The organism is Verrucomicrobiota bacterium, assembly GCA_016871675.1.
Taxonomy (GTDB): Bacteria; Verrucomicrobiota; Verrucomicrobiia; order Limisphaerales; family VHCN01; genus VHCN01.
The window spans coordinates 1-8,989 of sequence record VHCN01000098.1; the positions used below are offsets into that span (position 1 = coordinate 1).

Genomic DNA, 8,989 nt, shown 5'->3' on the forward strand with positions numbered 1-8,989 from the left:
CGGCATCGGCTCGCTCGTGGCGGCGTCGGTTTGCCCGCAACTCTTCAGTTCGGTGACCAAGGACGGCGTGACCAATTTCCAGAGCTTGTTCCTCATCCCACTGGGACTCGCCATCGTCGCCGCCATCGCGCTCGCGATCTTCTTCAATCCGCCGGCGAAAGCGGCGGCAGCCGGGGAGCCACCAAAACTTCCGCACTGACGAAGCCGCAATCGCGCCGGCACTTTTCGCCAAGATGGGGCTTGCGCCGAGGGAGTCCGTGACTATATTCGCGCCCGCAATTGACCGCGGGGTGGAGCAGCCCGGTAGCTCGTCAGGCTCATAACCTGAAGGTCCCTGGTTCAAATCCAGGCCCCGCAACCAGTTTGGAATGCACGAGACCCCTGTGAAAACAGGGGTCTCTGCGTTTTGACGCCCGGCGAACGCCCCGGCCGCGCCGTCGCTTGCGGTGGTGACGCCGCGGCCTGAGGATGACAGACTCTTCCCAACAGTTGAAGCCGACCATTGCCATCACCATGGGCGACCCCGCGGGCGTCGGGCCCGAAGTCTGCCTGCACTTGCTCGCCAACGCAGACCTCGCGCGCCTCTGCACGCCCGTCGTCTTTGGCGATGCCGCCGTGCTGCGCGCGTGCGCGGCGAAAGCGGGACTGCCCTTCGCCGCTCCGGTCATTGCCGCGGAAGCGTGGGCGCATGAGACACCGCGCGAACCCGGCGTGCTCGACCTCGGCCTCATTGGCCCCGGCGCCTTCACGCCCGGCGCCATCAGCGCCACGACCGGCCACGCGAGCTACACTTACGTGAACCGCGCCATTGACGCCGCGCTCGCCGGGCAGGTTGCCGCCGTTTCCACCGCGCCGCTCAACAAGGAGGCGATGAGCAAGGCGGGCATCAAGTTCCCCGGCCACACGGAAATCTTCGCATCGCGCACCCACGCCGCGCGCTCGTGCATGATGCAATACTCCGAGGAAATCACCTGCTCGTTCGTCACCGTCCACGTCGGCTACGCGGAAGTGCCCGCGCTGCTCACGCCGGGACGCATCCTCGACGTCATCGAACTCACCGCCGCCGGCCTCGAACGCATCCGCCGCCGCAAACCCCGGCTCGCCGTCTGCGGCCTCAACCCGCATGCGGGCGAGCACGGCCTTTTCGGCGGGCGCGAGGAGGAACGCATCATCATCCCCGCCATCGAGGCCGCGCGCGCGCGTGGCCACGAGGTCGAAGGCCCGCTGCCGCCGGACACCGCGTTCCTGCCGTGGAAACGCAAGGCCACCGACGCGTTCATCTGCATGTATCACGACCAGGGCCACATCCCCGTGAAGGCGCTTGCGTTTGACTCCGCCGTGAACACGACGCTCGGCCTGCCGATCATCCGCACCAGCGTGGACCACGGCACCGCCCTCGACATCGCGTGGCAGGGCAAGGCGCGCCCCGACAGCCTCTATGCCGCCGTGCGCCTGGCCGTGAAGCTCGCGGCGCAATGATCGCGATCATCGCCGATGATCTTTCCGGCGCGGCTGAACTCGCCGGTATCGCCGCGGCGCGAGGATGGCGCGCGGAAGTGCAAACGCGCTTTGACCCGTCGAGTGAGGCTGAAGTCATCGCCATCGACACCAATACGCGGCTGAAATCCGAGACAGAGGCCGCGCGCATCGTGGGCGGCGTGGCGCGGGCGGTCGCCGCAGCGCGCCCGTCATGGATTTTCAAGAAGACCGATTCCGTGCTGCGCGGCCACATCCGCGCCGAGATCGCGGCCGTGCTCGCCGCGACCGGACTGCGCGATTGCGTTTTCATCCCGGCCAATCCCTCCAAGAGCCGCGTGATTCGCGGCGGGCGCTACTTCATCGCGGGCGTGCCGCTGGATGAAACAGCTTTTGCGCGCGACCCGTGGCATCCGCGGCGCAGCTCGGTCGTGCGAGAATGGTTCGGGGAAGCGCCTGCGATTCACACGCCGGACGCGGAGAAGCCCGGGGACTTGGACCTCGAGTTGCGACCGGAAACCCTCGCGGCGGGAGCGGCGGATTTCTTCGCGGCGCGACTGACGCGCTCGGACCCGAGTCGTGCTACCGAGCGCGTGCGACGATTCGCAGCGCCAAAGACGCTCGTGGTCTGCGGCAGCTTGGCGGCACTGGAAGCGGGACGAGCATCGGAGTTGTCGCGTCGCGGATTTGTGATCCGCACGATCGCGGATGCGGAGGGCGGGCAGATTTGGGGGAAGACTGACAAACTGTTGCTCGTTCCCGGCGCGGCGGCTTCGAGTGAGGGCGCGCCCTTGACGGAAGCGCTCGCAGCGGCCGCGTTGCCCCTGGTGGACGGGCGGGCAGACTTACGAATCGGACTCGAAGGCGGAGCGACGGCGCTGGCCTTCATCGCGCGGCATGGCTGGACCCGGTTTGCCGTGGCCCCGGAGGGATTCACCGGGGTCGGCAGCCTGCGGCCACCCGGGGGTCCCCTGCTCTGCGTGAAGCCGGGAAGTTATCCGTGGCCCGGCGAGATGTTTTGACGGCTACGGATTCGACATTGCCAGACGCCGCGCCGTCTTCTCGTAAACCACCGCGCCGCTCACGTCGCGCAGTTGCAGCGCAATCCGGCTCTCGCGGCCCTCGGGCTTCAACTCGACGGACAGGAAGCCGCCCTTCACCCGGTGGAAGCGGTGATACGCCGGGTTCTCGCCCGGCGTGCCGCCCGCGTGCGAATCGCTCGCCGCGCCGACGCTGAATTCCTGCACCCCGGTCGTCGGGTGCACCGAGTGGTATTGCCAGTGCCGGTCGCCGCAGATGACGAAAAAGTTATCCGGCGCGTTCGCCTGGAGCCAGCCGCGCAACTCGTCGCCTTCGTGCGCGAAGCCCGCATTGCTGTGGTTGTCGTTCTTGGTCGCACGATCGGGACCGACGAGCGGCGTCGGGCTCACGAGCACCTTCCACGTCGCGTCGCTCGCGGCAACGGTCCGCTTGAACCACTCCTTCTGCGCGGCGCCCCAGATGGTCTTGCCCGGGCCGTCCGGCATGGTGTTCGGCGAGCGGAAATCGCGTCCGTCGGTGAACCAGACTTGCAAGTCGCGGCCCCACCGGAACGTCCGGTGAAGGTCCGCCCCGAGCGGCGCCTGCTGGCGGAAAATCTTCTGCCCCTCCGCGAACGTCAAATCGCCCGCGCGCCGGCCGGGCCATGTGTCATTGCTGAGCGTATCGTGATCGTCTTTGAGCCAGTAACTCGACGCGCTGCTCATCATCGCGAGCTGGCGCGGCAGGCTGAACATCCGCTCCCAATGCAGGCGCGCGAGCTCGGGCGTCGTCGCGACGGGTTCGTTGCTGTCGTAATAGACGAGGTCGCCCGTCATCACGACGAACGCCGGCTCGAGCGCGAGCATCGCCGGATAAATCGGATGCCCGTCCGCGTGGTCGCGGTCCTGATAGCCCTGGCAGGTCATCACGCAGAAGCGTAGCGACGTCGGCGTTGTGGCCGCGGGCGCGGTGAAAAAGCGGCCGCGCGACTCGCTCGTGACCGCGCCGCCCGCATCGGCCGCGGCCTGGCTCACGTAGTGGTAAATGCTCCCCGGCTTCAAGCCGGTGAGGGCGAATGGGTGGATATAATCCGTCGAGTCACCCACTTGAACCCACTCCGTCTCCCGCGCGTCGGACAAATCCGCGCGCAAGCCGAAGCGAACGCGCACGCGGCCGGGTGCGCCGGGACACGCGCCTTCGATTTCGCCAACGGGCACGGTGACTTTCGCGAGATTCTTGCGGTCCACTTTCTTCTGGTTGAACGCGAGACCCGCGTTGTTGCGCTCGCGGTTCCGCGTGAGCCGGGTCCAGACGATCGCGCTCGTGTCCGTCGCTTCCCCGACGCGCTTGCCGGTGGCCTGGTGCGGTCCGCCCCCGGGTTGCGCGGCGCTCGCGGAAGGGAACGCGCCGGCGACGGCGACGGCGGACGTGGCGCGGAGGAATCGGCGGCGGCTGAGGGAATTGGGTTTCATTTTGAGAAACAGTGAGGTCTCGATGTCACGGCGGCAAGCACCACGCCATGCGGATGGCGAAATCACGCTGATAATCCACGCGCCACCGGCTCATGGTCGGGCGCGGGTCGAAGCCGTCCTTCGCGGTCAGGTCGCGAAACCAGCCGCCGGGCTTCTTCTCGTATTGACCGCCCCGGCCTGGTTTCGATGGGTCGGCGGGGCCTTTGCTGCGGACGTGGACGTCGATCCACGCGCGACTCGTCAGCGCGTCGGCGAGCGCGAGGCAGAGAAGCCGGACCGCATTGTCCGGAACGCGAATCGTGCATGCCATGGAGAAGTGAACGGGCATTCAATACCCGAGGGCGCTCATTCGATCGAGCGGTGTTTTGACGTGCGTTCCAACGAGGGCGCGCCGCGCCCACCAGAACCGGGTTGACGGCGTCGGTGCACTTGCGCTATAGCATCGGGTGGATGCAGCGGGCGCCGGCTTGGCGCGAACCCTTCGCTCACGAACAAACCATCCGTGAACACTCCCAAACGCTTCGGTTCACTCGTCGCAGGCTGTGGTTGCGCGGCGGTCCTGCTGGCCAGCCTCGTGGTCCCGGTTATCGCCGCGGATGCACCCAAGGAAATCGGCAAGTCCTGGTCCGGAACCTGGAACAACCGGAAATACAACACGTCCGGCCCGCTGACGTGCACCGTGATCGGCGAGGAGAACGGCAAGTGGCTCGCGCGCTTCACCGGCACCGCGCTCGGCAAGCCGATCAGCTACACCGCGCTGATGACTCCCAAGCAATCCGGCGCGCGAACCGACCTCTCGGGCGTGACCAAAGTGGACGGCGCGGATTACCAGTGGACCGCCGCAATCAACGGACAGTCGCTCAACGGCAGCTACCGCGCGTCGAACGGAAACAACGGGGAATTCCGGCTGCAGGGCACCGCGAAGAAATGATCCATTTCGCGGGAACCGGGCAAGGTGCGCCCGCGGTGGCTTCAACGACTCAGTTCGAATGTCCCGGTCCCGTAGCGCTTCTTGAACAGTCCGTGGTGGATCTCCACGAACGCGCCCCCCGCAGGTTCCATGCTCGTGACGAGTGAGCGTTGCTTGCCCTCAATGAAGACCGCGAGCGCGACTTCGCCACCGGCGCTGATGCGCTTGAACGTGAAATCCAGGTCGTGCGCCGCGAACAGGAAATTGGTCGGCACGCGCACGACGGAGTGGTGCTGGCGGCCGTCTGCCTCCGACGACACCTTGAGCCGCAAGCCCGGCGTTCCTGTGAGGACGATACGCACCTGTCGCGGAGGCGGCTTGAGGCTGAACAGCGTGACTGCCACGAGGAACAGCACGCCGAGGAAGGCGAAGCCTGCGACCACCCACTTCTGGCGCGGCGTGAGGTCGCCCTTGGGAAGCCCGTAGAGAAGTTTGTCCCGCTCGGCCTTGGTCCGTGGCGGCGTGGCGCCCGGGACGGGCCCCTTCCAAATTGGACCGCGGAGTTTTCGCACGGCGCAGGCTACGAGCCGGCCTTGACCAGCTTCCAGACCTTGCCGGTCTTGCCCGCGAGACCGTTGTTGTCGTTGGTCAGGACGTAGAGTTCGCCCTCGGCGTCCTCGCCAAACGCCCAGACGAACATTTTGATGTTGGGGCCGGGATGCGACGCGGGCTCAAGGACATCGAGTTTCCACAACTCGCCGGGTTTCGTCGAAGGCGTCGCGGCGAAGAGCACACCTTGCGGCAGGCCGAAGTGGCGCGACCAGTCGCCAAAGACATATTTGCCCTGCAACTGCGGCAGCGCCTTGCCGCGATAGACGTAACCGCCGGTGACGCTGATTCCCTTGCCCTCCTGCGGGAAGGCCTTGAGGTTGCCATACAGGATGACGGGGCCGGTAAACGTCGCGCCCGCGGCATCGACGTAGGGCTTGTCGAGCGGTTCGAGTTCCTTGTTGTTCACGGGATTGAACCACTCATTGCCCTCGCGAAGGTTCCAGCCGTAGTTGCCGCCCTTGACGATGATGTTGATTTCTTCCCAGCGGCTCTGGCCGATGTCGCACGCGAAAAGCTCGCGCCTGCCGCCTCGGTCGAACGTCATGCCCCACGGATTGCGAATGCCCCACGCAAAGATCTCCAACTCGCCGCCGCCGCGCGCAAACGGATTGTCGTACGGGATCGCGTAGTTGCGACCACCGGCCGACTTGTCGACGTCGATGCGGAGAATCTTGCCGAGAAGCGTGTTGAGATCCTGCCCGTTGCCGCGCGGACCGCGGGCCTTGTGTTCTTCCTTTTGGTTGATGTCGTTCTTGTGCCCGCCGTCGCCGCAGCCAATGTAGAGAAAGCCGTCCGGCCCGAAGGCGATGCGGCCGCCGTTGTGGTTGAAGTAAGGCTGGTCGACCTGAAGGAGGATGCGCTCGGACTTCTCGTCGACCTCGTCCAGGTTGCGGCCGCGGAGCCTGAACTCGGAGATGTTCATCGTGTGATCCCAGTTGGAGGGCGCGTTCGTGCGGCGCGGGGCGCTGTAGCACACGTAAAACCTGCCGTTCTCGCGCGCCTTCGGATGGAGCGCGAGGCCGAGCAAACCGCGCTCGTCGAAGGCGCCCATCTTGAGCGGGCACATCCGGTTTCGAAAATCGAACATCTGCGAAGTCTTCCCGTCTCGCGAGAGGACGTGCAGCAGGCCGGTCTGCTCGCCCAGCAGCATACGGCCCGCGGCGTCGCCAAGCGGGGCGAGGAGCGTCGGGGCGGTCAGGTTCGTGGCCACCAGCTTGAGCGAGATGCCGGATGGGCCATCCGCTGCGGTGGCGGCCGGAGTGCACGCAAGCGCGCAGGCGAGCAGAACGATGTGGCGGAACGGAGTGGTGGGCGGATTCATGGCGGCGAAGCCTAGCGGGTGAATCGGGGATGACAAGGCACGTTTGGCGGTCCGTCCCTCGTCCGGGTGGGGCGCGCCGCGTTTCCTCCTTGCCGCTCGCGCTGCGCGAATGCCCGACGCCCCGAACATCCCCATCGTCGCGGGCGGCAAGACCGAGGCGTTCATGCTGCGCAAGCTGCTCGAGCGGCACGGCTACCGGGTGAGCGTCACCGGCGACGGCCGGGACGCGCTCGACGTGCTCGGCCGCGAACCCGTCCATCTGGTTGTCAGCGACATCGACATGCCCGGCATGGATGGTTACGTGCTGTGCGATACGATCAAGTCCGACGCGCGGGGCTGAACGTTGCCAGTCGGTGCAACCGAAGTCCGCGAATGAAGTGCTCGCAAGCGTGGAGTTTGCGGACATGAACCTCATCGTTGAGCTGTTCTTCGAGCGTCACAAACGAGTGCCGACCATGACGGAGCTTGCCAAGGGACTTGGGAAACCCATTCCGATCCACAAGTTCATCATCGATGGCAGTTCGAAGAAGGTGAAACTGGTGCCGGCGAATTGATCCCGGCATTCCTGCCGGGGCCGGCCGTCGTTTTCTGCCGAAGCATTGCACCCGGCCGGCTCCGCACGGTCAGACTTCCTTCGTCGGCGGGCGTTCGCCTGAAATTCACTTGCCATGTCGCTAGCGCGGAACACAATGGCGGCGATTCGAGGCCGCAAACGAGGCACCGACTCTCGAGGCCAATGTAGCTCAGTGGCAGAGCAACGGTTTCGTAAACCGTAGGTCGTCGGTTCGACCCCGACCATTGGCTCCACTCCCAACTCGAGGGGCGTCAGCCGACGACGGCAAGACTGCCCCTCCAGGCTTCAAGAGTGCCACCCGCCGCACTTTTCGACCGCCGCTTACAGGCGTCGAGTTGCAGCGCGCCGCTCGTGTCCTGCGAAAGCCTCTTCGCGTCTTCGACCGTAATCGTCCTGAGGGAGGCAGTCTCCAGCGCGGGGCTAGTCGCGGCGACGGCCTGTGACACAGTCCCCAGTGCCACGGCAAGAATCGTGCAGATGTTAACTCTCATGGGCGGCTTGCGTCGTTGGGAGTGAAACGCCGGAGCGATCACTGTTGTTCAGGCTTTTGAAATTTCGACGGGAGGACGATTTTCTGATTCGCTCGCAGCAGAGCCGCATTCACCTCGGAAAGCTCCGTCAATCCAGGAAGTTCAATCGGTTTTGTTCCCCGATATTCCGCGAGCACTTTCGCCACACCGTCTGAAATCGTCTGGACCTTTTTGAAATTTGCAAAACCATCATTCGATCGAAGAACGGTGGCTGTGAGCGAAGCGGAAGTTAAGCGGGTCAAACCGTTCAGGAGCATCGTCTGGCTGTGCTGGGATAGCGCCTCGGCAGCTTCGTCGGAGATCTCGGTCAGACCCGTGAGCGTGAACTTGCTCTTGTGTTTGGCCAGTTCCACAGCGGCTTCGCGCGATAAGGTTTTCAATCCATTGAGCACGAGCTTTCGCTTGACTCCGCTCAGTCTCTTTGCGACTTCAGCGGAGATGGTGGTCAGGCCGTTAAGCGACAAACCGCCGCCCTGCCCCGTCGCTAACGCCTCGGCGACCTCCGGCGTAATTGTTGTCAGACCGTCGAGATGTAACCCTACTGCCTCCCCCCCTTCTCGGAACGATAAGATTCGGGCGACCTCCGGAGTAATGCTCGTCAACCCGGGCAGGTCCAAGGTTCTATCGCCTACCGCGACCTTGTGTTTAACCAGGACTTTGGCCGCCTCCACATTCAACGTTTTCACTGTGCGCAGTTTCGTCGATAGCGTGCCATCCGCGATCCAAGATTCGATCAACTCCGCGGGGGGCGATTCGGTCGCCACAGCGCCGGAATTGCCAGTCTTCGCCAGCGAATGGCCGGCCAGGAGCAACACGATTGAGATGACAAACTTCGTTGCATGGCGATTCGAGTTCATGGTCATTTCTTGGCTCCCTGAGCTTGCACCGATCGATAGAGGAATGATTCCGAGGTCAACAACGACACCACCAGTTCCTTGAAGCTGCCGCCGCTCTTCACGTACACGCGGTCCGCCTCCTGCAATGTCGCCGCGTCGCCCGGCGTTTCGTTGCGGCCCATGTAATAACGGAAGACGTATCGCACAAACACTTGCCGAACTCGCTCCGAATCGTCCA

At 64.8% G+C, this 8,989-nt stretch carries 12 protein-coding genes and 2 tRNA genes; 8 read left to right on the forward strand and 6 right to left on the reverse strand.

Annotated elements, in window-relative coordinates:
* The 4 genes from FJ386_14360 to FJ386_14375 all read left to right on the forward strand — a co-directional run.
* The coding region (locus FJ386_14360) for an MFS transporter (protein MBM3877874.1) at positions 1–199 on the forward strand (199 nt) is incomplete at its 5' end.
* Between the two features lie 85 nt (positions 200–284).
* Positions 285–361: transfer RNA gene (locus FJ386_14365), tRNA-Met, on the forward strand.
* A gap of 152 nt (positions 362–513) precedes the next feature.
* The gene (gene pdxA, locus FJ386_14370; GenBank protein MBM3877875.1) at positions 514–1,479 is read left to right on the forward strand and encodes a 4-hydroxythreonine-4-phosphate dehydrogenase PdxA; all 966 of its coding nucleotides are present in this window, start codon (positions 514–516) and stop codon (positions 1,477–1,479) included.
* Positions 1,476–2,498: a four-carbon acid sugar kinase family protein gene (locus tag FJ386_14375; GenBank protein MBM3877876.1), complete on the forward strand. Its 1,023-nt coding sequence runs from the start codon at positions 1,476–1,478 to the stop codon at positions 2,496–2,498. The genes pdxA and FJ386_14375 overlap by 4 nt, the downstream gene beginning before the upstream one ends.
* Before the next feature lie 3 nt (positions 2,499–2,501).
* Here the strand turns inward: FJ386_14375 and FJ386_14380 are convergent, their stop codons facing one another.
* Both FJ386_14380 and FJ386_14385 read right to left on the reverse strand, forming a co-directional pair.
* The gene (locus FJ386_14380) at positions 2,502–3,968 is read right to left on the reverse strand and encodes an alkaline phosphatase (protein ID MBM3877877.1); all 1,467 of its coding nucleotides are present in this window, start codon (positions 3,966–3,968) and stop codon (positions 2,502–2,504) included.
* A gap of 25 nt (positions 3,969–3,993) precedes the next feature.
* Complete coding sequence (locus FJ386_14385; protein ID MBM3877878.1) at positions 3,994–4,278, reverse strand: hypothetical protein; 285 nt, start codon at positions 4,276–4,278, stop codon at positions 3,994–3,996.
* Between the two features lie 192 nt (positions 4,279–4,470).
* Between FJ386_14385 and FJ386_14390 the strand changes: the two genes are divergently transcribed.
* Entirely contained in the window at positions 4,471–4,899 is a 429-nt protein-coding gene (locus FJ386_14390) for a hypothetical protein (GenBank protein ID MBM3877879.1), read from the forward strand.
* Between the two features lie 41 nt (positions 4,900–4,940).
* Here the strand turns inward: FJ386_14390 and FJ386_14395 are convergent, their stop codons facing one another.
* Together FJ386_14395 and FJ386_14400 are read right to left on the reverse strand one after the other, a co-directional pair.
* Positions 4,941–5,450 carry a hypothetical protein gene (locus FJ386_14395; protein MBM3877880.1) on the reverse strand — a complete coding sequence of 170 codons (510 nt, stop codon included), beginning with the start codon at positions 5,448–5,450 and terminating at the stop codon, positions 4,941–4,943.
* Between the two features lie 8 nt (positions 5,451–5,458).
* Positions 5,459–6,811, reverse strand: coding sequence for a PQQ-dependent sugar dehydrogenase (locus FJ386_14400; GenBank protein ID MBM3877881.1), 1,353 nt, complete (start codon positions 6,809–6,811; stop codon positions 5,459–5,461).
* 109 nt (positions 6,812–6,920) lie between these two features.
* Between FJ386_14400 and FJ386_14405 the strand changes: the two genes are divergently transcribed.
* The 3 genes from FJ386_14405 (at position 6,921) to FJ386_14415 (ending at position 7,618) form a co-directional block, all read left to right on the forward strand.
* Positions 6,921–7,151: a response regulator gene (locus FJ386_14405; protein ID MBM3877882.1), complete on the forward strand. Its 231-nt coding sequence runs from the start codon at positions 6,921–6,923 to the stop codon at positions 7,149–7,151.
* Positions 7,152–7,164: 13 nt separating this feature from the next.
* Entirely contained in the window at positions 7,165–7,365 is a 201-nt protein-coding gene (locus FJ386_14410) for a hypothetical protein (GenBank protein ID MBM3877883.1), read from the forward strand.
* Positions 7,366–7,543: 178 nt separating this feature from the next.
* Positions 7,544–7,618 (forward strand) — tRNA-Thr (locus tag FJ386_14415).
* 296 nt (positions 7,619–7,914) lie between these two features.
* Here FJ386_14415 and FJ386_14420 read toward each other — a convergent pair.
* Together FJ386_14420 and FJ386_14425 are read right to left on the reverse strand one after the other, a co-directional pair.
* On the reverse strand, positions 7,915–8,772 hold the full coding sequence (locus FJ386_14420) for a hypothetical protein (GenBank protein ID MBM3877884.1): 858 nt from the start codon (positions 8,770–8,772) through the stop codon (positions 7,915–7,917).
* Between the two features lie 2 nt (positions 8,773–8,774).
* Positions 8,775–8,989: DUF1585 domain-containing protein (locus FJ386_14425; GenBank protein MBM3877885.1), on the reverse strand; the 215-nt coding region annotated here is incomplete at its 5' end.

Coding starts and splice junctions, on each gene's coding strand:
- FJ386_14405 (MBM3877882.1), top strand. CDS start 6,921: ATGCCCGACGCCCCGAACATCCCCATCGTCGCGGGCGGCAAGACCGAG.
- FJ386_14420 (MBM3877884.1), bottom strand. CDS start 8,772: ATGAACTCGAATCGCCATGCAACGAAGTTTGTCATCTCAATCGTGTTG.
- pdxA (MBM3877875.1), top strand. CDS start 514: ATGGGCGACCCCGCGGGCGTCGGGCCCGAAGTCTGCCTGCACTTGCTC.
- FJ386_14385 (MBM3877878.1), bottom strand. CDS start 4,278: ATGGCATGCACGATTCGCGTTCCGGACAATGCGGTCCGGCTTCTCTGC.
- FJ386_14375 (MBM3877876.1), top strand. CDS start 1,476: ATGATCGCGATCATCGCCGATGATCTTTCCGGCGCGGCTGAACTCGCC.
- FJ386_14380 (MBM3877877.1), bottom strand. CDS start 3,968: ATGAAACCCAATTCCCTCAGCCGCCGCCGATTCCTCCGCGCCACGTCC.
- FJ386_14400 (MBM3877881.1), bottom strand. CDS start 6,811: ATGAATCCGCCCACCACTCCGTTCCGCCACATCGTTCTGCTCGCCTGC.